Annotated in this window: 16 protein-coding genes; 4 read left to right on the top strand and 12 right to left on the bottom strand. The window is 60.9% G+C overall.

Going from position 1 to position 16398, the window contains the following annotated elements; translation table 11 throughout:
* Positions 1-108: 108 nt before the first annotated feature.
* Positions 109-927 carry an ATP-grasp domain-containing protein gene (locus Q675_RS34575; protein WP_023011950.1) on the bottom strand — a complete coding sequence of 273 codons (819 nt, stop codon included), beginning with the start codon at positions 925-927 and terminating at the stop codon, positions 109-111.
* A gap of 153 nt (positions 928-1080) precedes the next feature.
* On the opposite strand from Q675_RS34575, the gene Q675_RS34570 reads away from it, so the two are divergent.
* The gene (locus Q675_RS34570) at positions 1081-1446 is read left to right on the top strand and encodes a DUF6746 family protein (protein ID WP_022991803.1); all 366 of its coding nucleotides are present in this window, start codon (positions 1081-1083) and stop codon (positions 1444-1446) included.
* 54 nt (positions 1447-1500) lie between these two features.
* Positions 1501-2379, top strand: a complete 879-nt coding sequence (locus Q675_RS34565; RefSeq protein ID WP_023011949.1) for a translation initiation factor eIF-2B — start codon at positions 1501-1503, stop codon at positions 2377-2379.
* Here the strand turns inward: Q675_RS34565 and hrpB are convergent.
* The 7 genes from hrpB to Q675_RS34530 all read right to left on the bottom strand — a co-directional run bounded on the left by hrpB (position 2333) and on the right by Q675_RS34530 (position 10235).
* Positions 2333-4807, bottom strand: coding sequence for an ATP-dependent helicase HrpB (gene hrpB / locus Q675_RS34560; protein ID WP_023011948.1), 2475 nt, complete (start codon positions 4805-4807; stop codon positions 2333-2335). The two genes, Q675_RS34565 and hrpB, sit on opposite strands and share 47 nt — an antisense overlap.
* Before the next feature lie 43 nt (positions 4808-4850).
* Positions 4851-6053, bottom strand: a complete 1203-nt coding sequence (locus Q675_RS34555; RefSeq protein ID WP_023008105.1) for a YbfB/YjiJ family MFS transporter — start codon at positions 6051-6053, stop codon at positions 4851-4853.
* A gap of 82 nt (positions 6054-6135) precedes the next feature.
* Positions 6136-6792 carry an SCO family protein gene (locus Q675_RS34550; RefSeq protein WP_023011947.1) on the bottom strand — a complete coding sequence of 219 codons (657 nt, stop codon included), beginning with the start codon at positions 6790-6792 and terminating at the stop codon, positions 6136-6138.
* A gap of 32 nt (positions 6793-6824) precedes the next feature.
* Entirely contained in the window at positions 6825-7745 is a 921-nt protein-coding gene (gene cyoE, locus Q675_RS34545) for a heme o synthase (RefSeq protein WP_023011946.1), read from the bottom strand.
* Positions 7742-8848 carry a COX15/CtaA family protein gene (locus tag Q675_RS34540; protein WP_023011945.1) on the bottom strand — a complete coding sequence of 369 codons (1107 nt, stop codon included), beginning with the start codon at positions 8846-8848 and terminating at the stop codon, positions 7742-7744. The genes cyoE and Q675_RS34540 overlap by 4 nt, the downstream gene beginning before the upstream one ends.
* A 15-nt stretch (positions 8849-8863) precedes the next feature.
* Positions 8864-9505 carry a hypothetical protein gene (locus tag Q675_RS34535; RefSeq protein WP_031211729.1) on the bottom strand — a complete coding sequence of 214 codons (642 nt, stop codon included), beginning with the start codon at positions 9503-9505 and terminating at the stop codon, positions 8864-8866.
* Entirely contained in the window at positions 9486-10235 is a 750-nt protein-coding gene (locus tag Q675_RS34530) for an SURF1 family protein (protein ID WP_023011943.1), read from the bottom strand. Before Q675_RS34530 ends, Q675_RS34535 begins: the two co-directional genes overlap by 20 nt.
* 97 nt (positions 10236-10332) lie before the next feature.
* Between Q675_RS34530 and Q675_RS34525 the strand changes: the two genes are divergently transcribed.
* Entirely contained in the window at positions 10333-10536 is a 204-nt protein-coding gene (locus Q675_RS34525) for a twin transmembrane helix small protein (protein ID WP_011783646.1), read from the top strand.
* Positions 10537-10547: 11 nt separating this feature from the next.
* Here Q675_RS34525 and Q675_RS34520 read toward each other — a convergent pair whose 3' ends face one another.
* The 4 genes from Q675_RS34520 to coxB are packed head-to-tail and all read right to left on the bottom strand — an operon-like array spanning position 10548 to position 14821.
* A complete protein-coding gene (locus Q675_RS34520) occupies positions 10548-11435 on the bottom strand; it encodes a cytochrome c oxidase subunit 3 (RefSeq protein ID WP_023011942.1) in 888 nt (295 codons plus the stop codon).
* 16 nt (positions 11436-11451) lie between these two features.
* Positions 11452-12042 carry a cytochrome c oxidase assembly protein gene (locus Q675_RS34515; RefSeq protein WP_022992666.1) on the bottom strand — a complete coding sequence of 197 codons (591 nt, stop codon included), beginning with the start codon at positions 12040-12042 and terminating at the stop codon, positions 11452-11454.
* 13 nt (positions 12043-12055) lie between these two features.
* Positions 12056-13639 carry a cytochrome c oxidase subunit I gene (gene ctaD / locus Q675_RS34510; RefSeq protein WP_011783643.1) on the bottom strand — a complete coding sequence of 528 codons (1584 nt, stop codon included), beginning with the start codon at positions 13637-13639 and terminating at the stop codon, positions 12056-12058.
* A 57-nt stretch (positions 13640-13696) separates the two neighbouring features.
* On the bottom strand, positions 13697-14821 hold the full coding sequence (gene coxB, locus Q675_RS34505; protein ID WP_011783642.1) for a cytochrome c oxidase subunit II: 1125 nt from the start codon (positions 14819-14821) through the stop codon (positions 13697-13699).
* 188 nt (positions 14822-15009) lie between these two features.
* Here coxB and Q675_RS34500 point away from each other — a divergent pair, with 188 nt between their 5' ends.
* Entirely contained in the window at positions 15010-16356 is a 1347-nt protein-coding gene (locus tag Q675_RS34500) for an MATE family efflux transporter (RefSeq protein WP_023011941.1), read from the top strand.
* Positions 16357-16398 lie beyond the last annotated feature (42 nt).

The following is a 16398-nucleotide window of genomic DNA, read 5'->3' as shown; positions in this document are numbered from 1 at the left end:
TTACCCGTGAATGGCGCGATCATCGGGCCTTTTTCCGATCACCGCAAATGCGCAGTTATACCCATAAATCCGGCGACCGAAACCGGACCTATGGCACAGCATTTTGTGTCACACCGCTACTGGCCACAACGGCGTTGGCTCAGTGGGGCCATCCGGGTCCTGGGGCCGGCTCTGGCGCTGCAGATAATCCAGTATGGCGTCTTTCAGGTCACTGCCCTGACCCAGGCCCTGATTGCCGAACAGACGGTTGAATTCCAGCACATAGGGATAGCCTTCCACCAGGGCGATATCAAAACCGGCATGGTCTACTTCCAGTTCCCGGGCCAGACGCAGGGCCAGATCGGTAGCGGCCGCCGGCACATCACCAGCCACAATCTGGCCACCCTTGGCCACGTTGTTGTAGAACCCCTGCTCCGACTGGGTACGCCAGTAGGCGGTCACCACTTGATCACCCACCACGACTACCCGCACATCCCGATCGATCGGCAGGTACTCCTGCACGTAGAGAACGTCTGTGCGATCACAGTACTTCAGCCAGTCGGCCCGGGACTCGATCAACCACACACCTTCGCCCATGCTGGCCTTGGGTAGTTTGGCCACGAAAGGCAGGGCCATGGTGTCCCACAGCATGTCACGTTCCTGTGGACCATTGGCTTCAATCAAGGTCCAGGGTGTGTGTTCCGGCGCCACGGTCTGAAAGGCGCGGGTCATTTCCACCTTGTCGTGACCAATGCGATAACTGGCGATACTGGGGAACACCCGGCACTTCAAGCCATGCACCAGGGCGTTGATCTGCCAGTATTCCGGGAACAGCACCCAGTCCGCCTCCTGCAGCAGCGGCTTGTGGCGAAGGAAATGCTCGGGCTTCAGTACAGTGGTGTCGGGAAAGCCAAGGGTACGGAACACGTTGAATGAGACAAGGTGCATGGTGACAGCCGCACAGAGTGAAAATTGGCTGCATTTTATCCAGCTTTGGAACCCTGGCAAGGGTTATTTTATGCGTAAATTGACCGATCTCATGGTCACAGTTAATGATACTGACAATAATTCGCATTAGTTATCACTAATGAGGAACTGACCATGACAAAACACCTGATGCTGGCCGCTGCCAGCCTGCTGTTCACCCTTCCGGCCTTCGCCGATGATGAGTACGATCACTACAAAGGCGAACCCTCGAAAACCCTGGAACAGGCGGTGGCCAATTTCTCCGAGTACAACAACCGGCTTGAGCAGGTGTTGGCCGGTGATCTGACACCAGAGGCGATGAACGAAGTCCATCAGCTCACCTACACTCTGGAAAATGCCCTGGGCAAACTGGACCATGAGCTGGAAGACATTGCCGAGCGGCTGGAGAAAGTACACAAGGCTTCCGAGCACGCAGCCCCGGATACCGTGAAAGAGCAAGGCGCGGTGTATCTGGAAAAGAGCCGGTCCATCATCCGGTAACGGCCACGGGCTGCTAAGCTCCGGTAATCACTCGCTGACTTACCGGAGCCTGCCATGGGCACCCCTGAACCCGATTCCCGGGCCTGCAATATTATCGAAACCGTACGCGCTGACACCCAATCCGGTGCCGCCCAGCTGGCAACCAGAGCGCTGACGCTGGTGCGCCAATGGCTGGCCGCGGGTGGAGTATCCCCGGATACTCTCAAAAAACTGCTTAACGATCTTGCCGGAGCCCGTCCCAGCATGGTGCCGCTGGCCAATGCCATTGAACGGGTGCGTCAGAGCCTAATAGGCAGCCAGGACGGTGCTTCTGCGGCTGAACAGGCGCTGCCAGTGGTGGACTCGGTTCTCGAGCAGATTGCCTCCGCCAACCAACGTGTGGCGGAAATCGCCACGACACGGATTCCGGAGCGGGCCAGAATTTTCACTCACAGCCGTAGCTCCCAGGTACTGGCAGTGTTCCGTTTACTGGTACAGCAGGGCCGCAACTTCTCGGTAATCTGTACCCAGGGTAGTCCCGGTAACGAGGGCTTTACCCTGGCCCGTGAACTGGATGAACTGGGCGTGCCGGTGACGGTGATCACCGATGCCCAGATGGGGCTGTTCGTTCCGAAGGCGGACTTAGTGCTGTGCGGCTGTGACACCTGGCTGGCCGATGGCCACTTTCTCAACAAGGCGGGCAGTTATCCGCTGGCCTTGCTGGCCAGGGCCGAGGCAAAACCGCTCTGGGTGCTGGCAGACAGCTTCAAGGACAGCACGGCGCCACACGATGAAGTCACACTGGAAGAAATGGCGGCGAACCAACTCGGTGCACCGGCCGGCCAGCACATTACCGTTCGCAACCTCTATTTTGAGCCTGTTCCGGTGCAGCTGATCAGTGGACGAATCAGCGAGCAGGGCGTTTTTTCGTTCCCTGCTGAGCCTGGGCCGTAAGCGGATCTTCCGGCCAGGGGTGTTTCGGGTAGCGGCCCCGGAGTTCTTTTCGTACCTGTGGATAGGCGTTCTGCCAGAAGCTGGCGAGATCTGCCGTGACGGCCAGCGGGCGCTGGGCCGGGGACAGGAGGTGGGTTACCACGGGCACCCGGCCGCCCGCCACCGTCGGTGTTTCAGTCCAGCCAAACAGGGCCTGCAGCTTGGCAGCTAGCACCGGGCCGTTGTCGGCCGTGTAATCCAGCGTCACCTTCTGGCCGGTGGGGATGGCCAGAGCTTTCGGAGCCAGTTCATCCAGTTCTTGTTGCTGTGGATAATCGAGCAGGCTGTTCAGGGCGGATGTCAGATCAAGCCGGGCCAGATCCGACCACCGCTGCATGCCGGCCATAAACGGCGCCAACCAGCTTTCCACACCGGCCAGCAGGGCAGAATCCGTCACATCCGGCCAGTGACCGGGGAACTGTGTGGCCAGTAACTGCACCCGGGCCTGCCACTGGCGGGCGGCCTCGTTCCAGGGCAGCCGATCCAGTCCTTTGCGACGGACGGCATCCAGCAAACCCTGCTGGATCAGTTCGGGGGCCACCTGTTGCAACGGCTTTTCCGCCAGTATCAGGGCGCCAAGCTTGCGTACGTGACGCGCCACCACTGTGCCCCGCTTGTCGTCCCAGAGGGCTTCTTCCCGTTCTTGTATGTGCGCAGCCAGGTCCTGCTCCAGATCCCCCAGATCCACTGGCGCCGCCAGATAAATCGTCGCCTCCCGGGCCTTACCGTCCAGGTCCGCGGCCACCAGCCAATTCTCCCGGGCCAGCGGATCATGTTCCCGCAGGCTCGCCCCCTTGCCATTGCTGAGCTGGTAGCGCGGTGCCTCGCCCGAACGGCGACGGGCAATGCGGTCCGGATAGGCCTGGGCTAAAACCCGGCCCACCTCGGTAGCAACGGGTTCGCTCCGTGACCCCGGCTCCCGGCACAACCGTTTCGCCGCCTGCCGTACCGCCTGTAACCGGGCCGTATCCAGACCACGGGGTGGCCGTTGTCCCCGTACCACCCGGATCCGTTCGTGCAAATCCGCACCGGAGCCTGGCCCCAGCAAATCACGCTCTTCCAGCAATGCCGCCAGTTCCGCCGCCAGCTGGCCAAATCCCAGGGCCCTGCCCCGGAGAACCATATGGGCCAGGCGGGGATGCATCCCCAGATCCCGGGCGGCCTTGCCGTGATCGGTAATAGCACCGTCAGCATCCAGCAAATCCAGCCACTGCAATAAATCCACCGCCTGCTGCCAGTGGGCTTGTGGCGGCGCATCAATCCAGGCCACCTGATCCGGTGAACGAGCCCCCCACTGGGCCAGCTCCAGTACCAGCGGCGCCAGGTCCGCCTCCTGAATCTCCGCTGGCGTGAACTCAGCCAGCCCAAACTGCTCCGACTCGCTCCATAACCGGTAGCACACCCCCGGTTCGACCCGTCCTGCCCGGCCTTTACGCTGCTCGGCAGAGGCTTTGGACACCCGGCCGGTGATCAGGCGGGTCATGCCACTGTTGGGATCAAACACGGCCCGACGCTGCTGGCCGGCATCAACCACTACCCGCACGCCTTCAATGGTCAGGCTGGTCTCGGCAATGGCAGTGGCCAGGACCACCTTGCGAGCACCGTCCGGGGCCGGTGCGATGGCCCGGTCCTGTTCTTCAGCCTTGAGGTTGCCGTACAAGGTTGCCAGCACCACGTTTGCCGGCAGTTGTCCGGCCAGCTGTTGCGCCACCCGGCGAATTTCACCGGCCCCGGGCAGGAACACCAGCACCGAGCCAGCCTGGTCTCCCAGGACCTCCAGCACCACCGCCGTTACGTGATCCACCATCCGGGCATTGCGGGACAAGGGCCGATAAAGGACATCCACCGGAAACGCCCGGCCTTCACTGGAAATCACCGGCACGTCCCCCAGCACCTTGGCAATGGGCGCGGTATCCAGTGTCGCGGACATCACCAGAAGGCGCAGGTCTTCTCGCAGGGCCTGCTGACTCTCTCGCACCAGTGCCAGCCCCAGATCGGCCTGCAGGGAACGCTCATGGAATTCGTCAAACAGAACAGCGGCATAGTCTTCCAGCATGGGGTCGGTCTGGATCAGGCGGGTGAGTATACCCTCGGTCACTACTTCGATCCGGGTGGTGCCTGAGACCCTGGTATCCAGTCGGGTGCGATAGCCCACCGTCTGCCCGGGCGCCTCTCCCAGTTGCCGGGCCATATACCGCGCTGCCGACCGGGCCGCCAGTCGGCGGGGTTCGAGCATCAGGATTTTGCGGCCATCGCGCCAGGGCGCATCCAGCAGGGCCAACGGTACCCGGGTGGTTTTACCCGCGCCGGGCGGCGCCTGGAGCAAAGCGGTGGTGGTCTTTGCCAGTGTGCGGGTCAGTTCTGGGAGGATGCCATCAATCGGGAGCATGGTACGGGGTGCTTGCCGGAATGTGGCCGCAGTTTACCATGCCTCAGGAGCGGGCATGCCAGGCTTCAGGCCGGGGCACGAAGAACGCGAATACCAGGCCAAACGCCAACGCTGCCACCCCGATGCCGAAAGCCGACACCAGGGTGCCTCCCGCATCCAGCCACTGTTTGGTCAGCCAGGGGCCGACCATCTGGGTAAAGCCATACAGTGCCACCATCGCTGCCGACAGGCGCGGGCCCTGATGCGGATGCAGCGCGCGCCCGATGCGCTGGGTCAGCAATACCGTGCCCAGAAAGGTGCTGCCGACCAGGGCGGCACACAACACCAAGCCCAAGGCGCCAGGCCAGACCACGGTGGCCAGTACACCGGCCAGCTGAATCAGAAAATTCAGGCGAAGGGCGGGCAAGTCTCCCATCAGGGCCCCCAGTTTGTTCCACAGCCAGGGCGCCGGGATGGTGAACAGAGCGACGATCACCCAGGTCCCGTCCAGCAAGGCGTGGCCCTCAGGCAGTTCCAGTTTTGCCAACAGGGGCAGGAAGGTCATGGGCAGGATGTAGCCCAGGCCCGCCCCGGCATAGGACAGAAACAGCGGGATGCTGGCGCGATCCAGCAACGGGGTATTGACCACTGCCTTACCGGCGTCATCATGCTGGCGCACCGGCACCTCCAGTTGCCGTAACTGCATGGCACCCCACCAGGCCAGGGGAATCGACAACAGGGCAGCCGGCCACCAGCGCTCCGCGCCCTCCAGCAGGCCGGCGGTTCCGGTAACCAGGCCGCTGGACACCAGCAGCCCTACACCAACACCGATATAGACCAGACCGCTGAGAGAGGCCCGGTTGCGCATTACCAGCCACTCCAGAATCAGAGCTGGCGCCTGGACGAATACCACGCCGTTCGCCACACCGTTCAGCCAGCGGGTGACAGAAATCACCGTCAACTGGTCGGTCTGGGTCACGATCAGCGTGGTGACCACATGAACCGCCAGGAAAAGAGGCAACATCAGCCGGATCTGGTCGATTCTGTGCCAACGGATGGCCAGCATTGCCCCCATCAGATAGCCGAGGTAGTTCCAGGTGGCCACCGCAGCTCCATCCGGCGCGTTGAACTGGTTATCGGCCACCAGGTAGGGCAACAACGGGGTGTAGATGAATCGGCCAAGGCCGTGGACAACCAGCAACACCAGGCTACCGGCGAGCAGAACCGTAAACAGTTGCCTGGGGGTGGGGGTATTTGCAGAAGTCATGGCATAGGCCCGGTCGTCAGGTTATCAACGGAAACCGGGTAGTGTAGGTGACTAACCAATGCTTGTCAGTGAGACCTTCGCCTCAGCCTGGCTGGCGATTGGCGTTGGCCCACTGGTAGATACGCTCAAAGGCTTCGGCCAGCTGTTCCGGCTTGTGGGGTGGCTGGATCAGCGCCTGAACGTCGCCGTCCGGATTGAGCAAGGCAAAATGCCCGCTGTGGTCCACCAGCAACTCGCCATTCACCTGCCGGTGCACAAACACCGCGCTCACGCTCTTGGCGACCTGGCGCAGGGTGTCCAGATCGCCGGTCAGGCCGTGGAAATGCTCACCAAAGAAATCGGTATAGGCCTTCAGCTTCGCCGGGGTATCGTGCTCCGGGTCTGCCGAGACCAGCAGATAGTCCGGTTGGGGTAATTCCGGGGACAGCAACTGGTCGGTACGGCGCAGATTGGCCATGGCAGCGGGGCAGATGTCCGGGCAATTGGTATAGCCCACAAACACGAAGGTCCACCGGCCCCGGAGATCTTCCCGGGTGACCGTCTCTCCTTCCTCGTTGGTCAGAGAGAACTCCACCAGGGGCCTTGGCTGGTCGTAGACATAGGCGTTGTACTGGCTGAGATCCGGCGCCGGTACCGGTTCGCCCCCCACCAGAAAGACCTGCCGACCCACTGTCAGGCCGAACACCAGCACCACCAGCAACAACAGAGCAAACAACGTGATCCGAATCGACCGCCCCATAGGGTCTCCCAACCAGGCTTGACCCCGGCCAGTCAGGCCGGGACAAAGACAAAATGATCTACCAGCAACACCACAAACAACGCCATCAGATAGGTGATGGAATATTTGAAGGTGTTCAGCGCTACCCGCCGGTCGTCGCCGCGCAGCAGGCGAACAGCATATTGCAGGAACCTCAAGCCTAGCGCCAGGGCGCCCACCAGGTAAATACCGCCGGACATGCCTGTGACAAACGGTAGCAGGCTGACGGCCAGCAGCATCAGGGTATAGAGCAGAATATGCAGTTCGGTGTAACGATTGCCGTGGGTCACCGGCAGCATGGGAATACCAGCCTTGGCGTATTCCTCCTTGCGGTGGATGGCCAGAGCCCAGAAATGCGGTGGCGTCCAGGCGAAGATGATCAGAACCAGCAACAGCGCGTGGCCTTCCACCTGGCCAGTGACCGCGGTCCAGCCCAGCAGTGGCGGCATGGCACCGGCCAGCCCACCGATGACAATGTTCTGTGGCGTCGCCCGTTTCAGGAACAGGGTGTAAACACCGGCGTAACCCACCAGGGAGGCCAGCGTCAGCCAGGCGGTTAGCTCGTTCACCTGCCACACCAGCACGACCATACCCAGAGCCGCCAGCACGGTAGCAAACAGCAGGGCGTCCAGCGGCGCAATCCGGCCAGTCGCCACCGGCCGTTTGCGAGTGCGGGCCATCACGGTATCAATCTTCTGATCCACCACGTGGTTCACCACCGCAGCCGCACCGGCCAGCAGGGCGATTCCCAGGTTGCCGAATAGCAGCACGCTCCATCCGGGAATGCCTGGTGCTGCCAGCAGCATGCCGATCACCGAGGTAAGAATCATCAATGCCACTACCCGGGGCTTGGTCAGTTCCAGGTAATCGCGCCAGGAAATAGTGCTCGCATGCGTTGGATTCTGGATCGGCAGCGCCTTCACTTGTTCGCTCATGCCGTAACCTCCCGGTTTATGGTTGTTGTATGAGGTGCGGGGGATAGTGCTGGCAGGGCCAGCTGATGATGCCGCCAGATCAGGTGCACCATCGACAGTAACAGGCCAGCGCCCATGGCGTTATGGGCAACGGCAACGATCAGGGGAATGTGCAGCCAGACGTTGGTCAGCCCCAGACAGAACTGGAGCACCAGGGCACCGCCCACCAGAGCGATGGCCCTGTCGAGACCGCTCTGGGCTCGCTGGCGCCACAGCAGCCCCAGCAATATGGCCAGATAACCCAACACAAGGACCGCGCCCAGGCGATGGCTGACGTGAATAGCAACCCGGCCATCGCTGGTCAGCTGGCCGCCCAGATAGTTGGGACCAACATGTTGGGTGATATCAAATCCATGCTGAAAATCCATGCCCTCGGGCCACCACTGACCCTGACAGGTAGGCAGATCGGTACAGGCAACGGCAGCGTAGTTGGCTGCCGTCCAGGCCCCCAGGGCAATCTGGGTAATGACCAGCAGCAAACCGCCATACAGCCAGGGTCGGAGTCTTGCCAGGGATGCCGCCATCGCCGGCCGCGGCGCCTCACTTTCCCGCGCCCGCCGCCGGAGCCGCAGGGTCAGCAACAACAACAGGCTCAGGGTGGTAAATCCGCCCAGCAGATGCAGGGCTACCACCTGAGGCCAGAGCTTGAGGGTAACCGTCCACATGCCGAACGCGGCCTGCAACACGATAAAGCCGGCAATGAACAGCGGCAGTTTGACCGGAAGCCCCGCTCTGCGATTGCGCACCGAGGCAATGGCCAGCCCGAATACCAGTAGTCCCAGGGTACCGGCGGCGTAGCGATGGATCATTTCCGGCCAGCCCTTGGAGACATCCACCGGGGTCTCCGGGAAACGGGCATTGGCGATGGCGATGCGGGTTTCATCCTGGGGTACGGTCAGAAAGCCATAACAGCCAGGCCAGTCCGGGCATCCCAGGCCGGCGTGAACCAGCCGTGTCCAGGCACCGAGCATGATCACCACCACCGCCAGCAAACAGGCCAGGGTGGCCCAGAACGCCAGTTTCTTTGCTATTGCCCGGGATTGCTCCGGAGACATCGCCGTCATACCGCAGGCCTCCCGTTAGCCAATCTGTGACAGTTTCAGCAGGTGCTTCAGATCTTTCAGCAGCTGTTTGCCGGTATGTTCGCTGCCATAGTGCATCATCACATTGCCAAACGGGTCGATCAGCAGGATTCTCGGTTGCTGCTCCGGGTTGATCCCGGCGGGCCATGCCGGTGTCTTGCCAGCGGCCGGTTGCAGGCGCTCCATCAACTGGTACTCCTCAGACCAGCGCCGCTCCAGATCCGCCGGTACCGTGCCCAGATAGGCGGCACGGCCAACACGCGGCGCGTTCTTGCCAAGCGCAACGTTAACCTGGCGAGCCAGATACAGCAGCTGCTCGCAATCTTCCGCACAACGCTCCGAGGCCACCAGCATCAGCCATTTCGGGTCGGCGACATCAACACCAAAACGCGCCTGCAGGGGATCCCCCGCAGCGGTTTGCAGATTCAGCTCTGCCACCGGCACCGGCGGTTGCACCAACTGCCCCTGATTGCTCTGGCCGGCCGGGTTAAGCCAACCGGTGTAAAACATGACCGTCGCCACCAGCATGGGGCCGAACCCCACCGCAAAGAGCAGCATGGCGGTGCGCCGGCCCCGCCTGACCTGAGCCGGGCTCGGGCCATCAGAATGAGAGAGAGAGTCAGCCGTTGTCGTTGTCATTGTCGGCTCCTGCCTTGGGTCTTTCGCTGTCTTTTTTATAACTCGCCACCAGAGTCAATATAGTCAGTGCTACCGCCAGTGCAAACCACTGGGCGGCGTATCCATAATGCGTCTGCGGGCCCATCACATCCGGCGCCCGGTCCGCCCGATATGCACCCGGTTGCTGGCTGTCGGCAAGGTGAACAATCATCGGGGCCGGCGTGTTGCCCAACGCCCGAACCCGGCTCTCCGGCAACGCCTGGACCCGTCTCGGCCAGCCAGGTGTATCGGGTTCCTGCGCCCCCAGCACCGGCGGTTCCGGATAGGCCGCCAGCCGGCCCTGAAGGGTGAACAGAGGCTCAGGCGTCAGCACTTCCGGTAGTTGCTCACGACTGGCCGGTGCCGGCACCCAGCCCCGGTTGACCACCACCAAAGGGCCTGAGAGCGGCTCAAAAAGCGTCAGGACTTCGTAACCGGCGCGGCCGTCCCGGGTCCGATTGTCCAGCAACCAGGTCTGCTCCCGGTACCAACCGGTCAGGGTGACCGGTTGGCCCTCCTGCCATCCATCTGCAGCCGCCACATCCTGCCAGTCCCACCCGGCGCTTTCTGAATTCCAGGTCCGCAGCAGACTGGTTTTTTCCGCGGCGCGGTTCAGCTGCCAGACTCCCAGACTGATCAGCAGAGGCAGAAAGACACCGCTGAAGACCAGCAGGCGCCAGTCGAACTGCCAGCGGCGGGAGCTGGAACCCACTTAGCGCCGCTCTGCTATAGTGAGGTAACGAACCGGGGCGTTGTTCCCGGCACCAGAATGCTCAACAGGCTGCGGACCTGATACAACCGGATTCCTCATGTTAAAACTTGCCATTGTCGTACTGCTGTTCGCCGTCATTATCAGCCTGTTCAGCGGGCTGTTTTTCCTGATTCGGGACGGCGGTAAAACCAACCGTGTGGTGAACTCACTGGCGGTGCGGGTCTCGCTCAGCGTGCTATTACTGGCCGTGGTGCTGATCGCGCTCTGGACCGGCGATCTCACCCTGAACCCGACGCCCTGACTTCACCTGCCTCAGAGCACATACACGAACACAAACAGACCCAGCCAGACCACGTCCACAAAATGCCAGTACCAGGCTGCCGCTTCAAAGCCGAAATGATTGTCGGCGGTGAAATGGCCTTTGATGATCCGGACCAGCATGATGGCGAGCATCAACGTACCCAGCATCACGTGGGCCCCGTGGAAACCCGTTAACATAAAGAACGTACTGCCATAGATGCCGGACTGCAGGGTCAGGTCCAGGTCCTGATAGGCGTGCATGTACTCGTACCCCTGTACGAACATGAACACCACCGCCAGCGCAATGGTGGCTCCCAGCCACAGCTTCACCTTGGCCCGGTGACCCGCTTTCAGGGCATGGTGGGCAATGGTCACGGTGAACGACGAGGTTACCAGCAGGATGGTGTTGATCAGCGGCAGGCCCCAGGGCCCGATCACTTCCTTCGGGCCCGGGTAGGCCTCCGGGTTAGGGTTGCTGACCAGAGGCCAACTGGCCTGAAAGCCTTCCCACAGCATGTTGCTACTGCCTTTATCACCCTCGCCCCCCAGCCAGGGCACTACGAACATCCGAACGTAGAAGAGCGCACCGAAGAACGCCGCAAAAAACATGACTTCCGAGAAAATGAACCAGCTCATCCCCCAGCGGAAAGAGCGGTCCATCTGGTCGCTGTAAAGTCCGGCCCGGCTCTCGCGGATGACGCTGCCGAACCAGCCGAACAGCATGTACGCCATGATCAGCGCGCCAATCCAGAACATGATCCAGGAACCGGTGGTGCTTTCACCCTGGTTGCCGTTCACCATGATGGCTGCCGCGCCATACAGGGTGACCCCCAGGCCAACGGTGGCGACAATGGGCCACTTGCTCTGTTCGGGAACGTAGTAGGTCTGGTGATCCGCCATAGCTGTCTCCGATGGCTTAGCCGTTATTGTTGGTTGTTTTTGCTGCCCCGGCGGCACCCGATACCTCGGCCTTCTGGCTCTGGTCGTAAAGGGTGTAGGACAGTGTCAGCTTGGTGATGTGTTCCGGCAGTTCCGGATCCACGATAAACACCAGAGGCATTTCTGTGCTTTCGCCGGCTTCCAGGGGCTGCTGGTTGAAACAGAAACACTCGGTCTTGTGGAAGTACAGGGTGCCCTCAGCCGGGGACAGGCTGGGAACTGCCTGTCCCACCATGGCCTGGTCGCTGCCATTTTCGGCGTAGAAATTGACGGTCACCGGCTCACCGGGATGCACCTTGATGCTGCGGGTCACCGGCCGGAATTCCCAGGACATGCCCGGGCCATTACTGGCCAGGAACTGGACCGTCACGGTGCGGTTGGCATCCACCTGGTTGGTGACCTGCGCTTCGTACCGGCCGCCGGTCTTGCCATTGATACCGGTGATTTCGCAGAACACGTCGTACAGGGGCACCAGGGCGAAGCCGAAGGCGAACATACCGACCACGCCGGCCATGCACCAGGCAATCACCCGACCGTTGCTGCGTTTGCCGTGTTGTGGCTCTGCCATGGCGACCTCCCGGTTATTTCACTTCCGGCGGTGTCGAGAAAGTGTGATAGGGCGCCGGTGAGGGCACCGTCCATTCCAGCCCTTCCGCACCATCCCAGGGTTTGGCGGCGGCCTTCTCGCCCCCTCGCACACACTTCACCACGATGAACAGGAACAGCAACTGACTGACGCCGAACATAAAAGCCCCGATGCTCGATACCATGTTGAAGTCAGCAAACTGCAGCGCGTAATCCGGAATCCGTCGGGGCATGCCCGCCAGCCCCAGGAAATGCATGGGGAAGAAAGCCAGGTTCATGCCGATGAACGACAGCCAGAAGTGGGTCTTGGCCAGGGTTTCGTCGTACATGTGGCCGGTCCACTTGGGCAGCCAGAAGTAGGCGGAAGCGAAGATGCCGAAGATGGCACCGGGCACCAGCACATAATGGAAATGCGCGACCACAAAGTAGGTATCGTGGTATTGGAAGTCCGCAGGCGCGATGGCCAGCATCAGCCCGGAGAAACCACCGATAGTGAACAGAATGATAAAGGCCACGGCAAACAGCATGGGCGCCTCGAAACTCAGGGAGCCCCGGAACATGGTGGTGACCCAGTTGAACACCTTCACCCCGGTGGGCACGGCAATCAGCATGGTGGCGTACATGAAGAACAACTGCCCGGCCAGTGGAATACCCACGGTAAACATATGGTGCGCCCAGACCACGAACGACAACAGGGCAATGGCACCCACCGCATACACCATGGAGGCATAGCCAAACAGCGGCTTGCGGGAGAAGGCCGCAACAATGTGGGAGATGGCCCCGAACGCCGGCAGGATCATGATGTACACCTCCGGATGCCCAAAGAACCAGAACACATGCTGGAACAGCACCGGATCGCCACCACCGGAGGCATCAAAGAAGCTGGTACCGAAGTTGATGTCCATCAGCATCATGGTCACCACACCGGCCAGTACCGGCATGACCGCAATCAGCAGGAACGCGGTGATCAGCCAGGTCCAGACGAACAGGGGCATTTTCATCAGGGTCATGCCCGGTGCCCGCATGTTCAGAATGGTGGCAATGACGTTGATGGCGCCCATGATCGAGGACACCCCCATGATATGCACCGCAAAGATAAAGAACGTGGTACTGGGCGGCCCGTAGGTGGTGGACAGCGGCGCATAGAAGGTCCAGCCGAAGTTGGGGGCGCCGCCCTGCATGAACAGGGTGGAGACCAGAATCAGGAAGGCGCAGGGTAGCAGCCAGAAACTCCAGTTATTCATGCGCGGCAGTGCCATGTCCGGCGCGCCGATCATCAAGGGCAGCATCCAGTTGGCTAACCCGACAAAAGCCGGCATGACCGCCCCGAACACCATGATCAGACCGTGCATGGTGGTCATCTGGTTAAAGAACTCCGGCTGCACAATCTGCAGGCCGGGCTGGAACAGTTCGGCCCGGATGACCATGGCCATGCTGCCGCCGAGCAGGAACATGGCAAAACTGAACATCAGGTACATGGACCCGATGTCTTTATGGTTTGTGGTCAGCAGCCAGCGGCTGATGCCTTTGGCCGGGCCGTGGTGATGTTCCTGGCTGTGGGTATCTGCAACCGCACTCATGAAAACCCCCGTTACCGCCTTCTGATGTGGCTGGTGATTGTTGTTATCTGGCGTTGATTACTGCTGGTTCTTGTAATCAAAAATTTCCTTGGGCGTGACCATATCGCCGGTGTTGTTACCCCAGGCATTACGCTCATAGGTAATCACCGCGGCCAGGTCCACTTCGCTCAGCTGGTTGCCGAACGCCTGCATCGCCGTCCCGGACTTGCCGTTCACCACAATGTCGATGTGAGCCGTCATATCTCCGGTCGCAATCGGGCTACCCTTGAGCGCGGGGAACGCCGGGGGGGCCCCGCTGCCATCCGCCTGGTGGCAGGCCGCACAGGCTGTGGCATAAGCCTTCTCACCACGCGCCATCAATTCTTCCAGAGTCCAGTCTTTCTGGGTCAGCTGGCGTTCTTTCTCGGCTGCCTCGCGCTGCTCCGCCACCCAGGCGTTGTATTCCTCTTCCGGCACCGCCTCGACCACCACCGGCATGAAGCCGTGGTCCTTGCCACACAGCTCGGTGCACTGGCCACGGTAAATGCCCGGCTCATCCACCCGGGTCCAGGTTTCATTGATAAAACCGGGGATGGCATCTTTCTTCACGCCAAACTCCGGCACCCACCAGGAGTGGATTACGTCATTGGCGGTCAACAGAAAACGCACTTTCTTGCCGACTGGAATCACCAGCGGGTTGTCCACTTCCAGGAGGTAGTTTTCACCCTTGGCCTGGCGGTTCTCGATCTGGTCCCGGGGTGTGGACAGGCTGGAGAAGTAACCAAAATCTTCATTGATATACTCATACTGCCAGCGCCACTGATAGCCGGTGACCTTGATATCCACTTCGGATTCGGTGGTGTCGTACATCTCCACCAGCGTTGCCGTGGCGGGAATGGCCATGGCCACGAGAATGGCGAACGGAATGATGGTCCAGAGAATTTCGACCACCGTGTTCTCGTGGAAATTGGCCGGTTTCGCGCCCTGGGATTTGCGATGTGCGAAAATGGACCAGAACATGACCCCGAACACCACCACACCGATGGCGACGCAGATCCAGAGAATGGTCATGTGAAGGCTGAAAATCTGATTACTGGTGCCGGTTACACCGGGCGTCATGTTCATGGTCCAGTCGGCCACGACCACAGCCGGTGACAACAGACCAGCGGCTAGGGCTACTGCCCGCTTGGCATGCACGCGCATACTGTGTCTCCACAGAGTGTTATTCTTGTCGGATTTTGCGTCATCCCTCCGAAATTTACCGATGGCACTCGCAACCGTCGGAAATCCCCGAGTGAAAGCCTGCTTATGGATACATCAAAATTGAGTATAGACACAGATCAAAAAAAGACTAAAAAATCCTTAAATCCAAATAAGATAAGTGCAGAGTTTTGAGAAGCATAAAGAATAAGCAGCGTGCGCCCGGCATCATTGACCGACGCCTGTGGGCACTGGCCTGGCCACTGATGCTGACCAATCTCACCGTGCCCCTGCTGGGCCTGGTGGACACCGCCGTGCTCGGCCATCTGCACAGTCCGGAATACCTGGGCGCGGTCGCCGTGGGCGCCAACCTGTTCAGCATTCTGTACTGGACCTTCGGCTTCATGCGCATGGGCACCACCGGTCTGGCGGCGCAGGCCTGGGGCAAACGGGATGCCTTTGCTCAGGTCGCGCTGCTATTACGCTCAATCCTGCTGGCCATCGGCATCGGGCTGTTATTGGTTCTGTTCCACCAACCGCTGATCCGGATCGGTCTGGAGCTGATGAATCCCAGCCCCGAGGTGGCCGCTCTGGCGGCAGAATACGCGGCCATCCGTATCTGGAGTGCGCCCGCGGTGCTGTGCCAGTACACCCTGGTGGGCTGGCTGATCGGCACCCAGTTCCCCCGCGGCCCCATGGTGATGCTGATCATCGCCAACGGCATCAACATTGTGCTGGACGTGTTCTTCGTTACGGTACTGGGCTGGAACAGCCGGGGCGTGGCCATGGCCACCGTGATGGCGGAATACGGTGCTGCCCTGATCGGGTTTGCCATCGTGCTTCGGAGGATGCCCGAAGGCCAGCGATTGACCCGCGCGCTGTTCGGACAGTTGGCAGACTACCTGACCATTCTGCAGGTGAACCGTTACATCATGGTTCGCACCATTGCCCTGCTGCTGGTACTGGCGTTTTTCACCGCTCAGGGTGCCCGGCAGGGCGATGTCATCCTGGCCGCCAACGCCGTGCTGATCACCTTTTTGCTGGTGATTTCCAATGCCCTGGACGGTTTCGCCAATGCTGCCGAAGCTTTGGTGGGTGAGGCCATTGGCCAGAACAGCAGGCGCCGGTTCCGCATGGTCTTCCTGAGCGCCCTGCGCTGGTCGATCTGGGGCGCGTTGCTACTGACCGTTGCGTTCGTGCTCGGCGGCCGCTGGCTGATCAGCCTGCTGACCGGTCTGGAGGAGGTGCGAACTACCGCCTGGCAATACCTGCCCTGGCTCTGGCTGCTGCCATTTGCCTCGGTCTGGGGTTTTCTGCTTGATGGTGTGTTCATCGGCGCCACCCGCACCCGGGAAATGCAGAACACCATGCTGTTTTCAGCGCTGGCTGTGTTTCTGCCGGTCTGGTGGCTGACCACCGGGTGGGGCAACCACGGACTCTGGTTTTCGCTCATTACGCTGATGCTGGCGCGAGCCGGAAGCATGGGCTGGTTGTGCCGGCGCTATACCCGCGAGGGCCGGTGGTTTGATGCACGCTGACGCCAGCTATACACACCGTAACCGTTAAATTTGCCAGTACAG

It is taken from the genome of Marinobacter sp. EN3, assembly GCF_000475315.1.
GTDB lineage: Bacteria > Pseudomonadota > Gammaproteobacteria > Pseudomonadales > Oleiphilaceae > Marinobacter > Marinobacter nauticus.
Note: the sequence above shows the minus strand (reverse complement) of the source record. Positions and strands in the feature narration are given on the sequence as shown.

What these genes read in the sequence shown, in the direction of transcription:
- Q675_RS34575 (WP_023011950.1), bottom strand. Translation starts at nt 927, where the DNA reads ATGCACCTTGTCTCATTCAACGTGTTCCGTACCCTTGGCTTTCCCGAC.
- Q675_RS34570 (WP_022991803.1), top strand. Translation starts at nt 1,081, where the DNA reads ATGACAAAACACCTGATGCTGGCCGCTGCCAGCCTGCTGTTCACCCTT.
- Q675_RS34565 (WP_023011949.1), top strand. Translation starts at nt 1,501, where the DNA reads ATGGGCACCCCTGAACCCGATTCCCGGGCCTGCAATATTATCGAAACC.
- hrpB (WP_023011948.1), bottom strand. Translation starts at nt 4,807, where the DNA reads ATGCTCCCGATTGATGGCATCCTCCCAGAACTGACCCGCACACTGGCA.
- Q675_RS34555 (WP_023008105.1), bottom strand. Translation starts at nt 6,053, where the DNA reads ATGACTTCTGCAAATACCCCCACCCCCAGGCAACTGTTTACGGTTCTG.
- Q675_RS34550 (WP_023011947.1), bottom strand. Translation starts at nt 6,792, where the DNA reads ATGGGGCGGTCGATTCGGATCACGTTGTTTGCTCTGTTGTTGCTGGTG.
- cyoE (WP_023011946.1), bottom strand. Translation starts at nt 7,745, where the DNA reads ATGAGCGAACAAGTGAAGGCGCTGCCGATCCAGAATCCAACGCATGCG.
- Q675_RS34540 (WP_023011945.1), bottom strand. Translation starts at nt 8,848, where the DNA reads ATGACGGCGATGTCTCCGGAGCAATCCCGGGCAATAGCAAAGAAACTG.
- Q675_RS34535 (WP_031211729.1), bottom strand. Translation starts at nt 9,505, where the DNA reads ATGACAACGACAACGGCTGACTCTCTCTCTCATTCTGATGGCCCGAGC.
- Q675_RS34525 (WP_011783646.1), top strand. Translation starts at nt 10,333, where the DNA reads ATGTTAAAACTTGCCATTGTCGTACTGCTGTTCGCCGTCATTATCAGC.
- Q675_RS34520 (WP_023011942.1), bottom strand. Translation starts at nt 11,435, where the DNA reads ATGGCGGATCACCAGACCTACTACGTTCCCGAACAGAGCAAGTGGCCC.
- Q675_RS34515 (WP_022992666.1), bottom strand. Translation starts at nt 12,042, where the DNA reads ATGGCAGAGCCACAACACGGCAAACGCAGCAACGGTCGGGTGATTGCC.
- ctaD (WP_011783643.1), bottom strand. Translation starts at nt 13,639, where the DNA reads ATGAGTGCGGTTGCAGATACCCACAGCCAGGAACATCACCACGGCCCG.
- coxB (WP_011783642.1), bottom strand. Translation starts at nt 14,821, where the DNA reads ATGCGCGTGCATGCCAAGCGGGCAGTAGCCCTAGCCGCTGGTCTGTTG.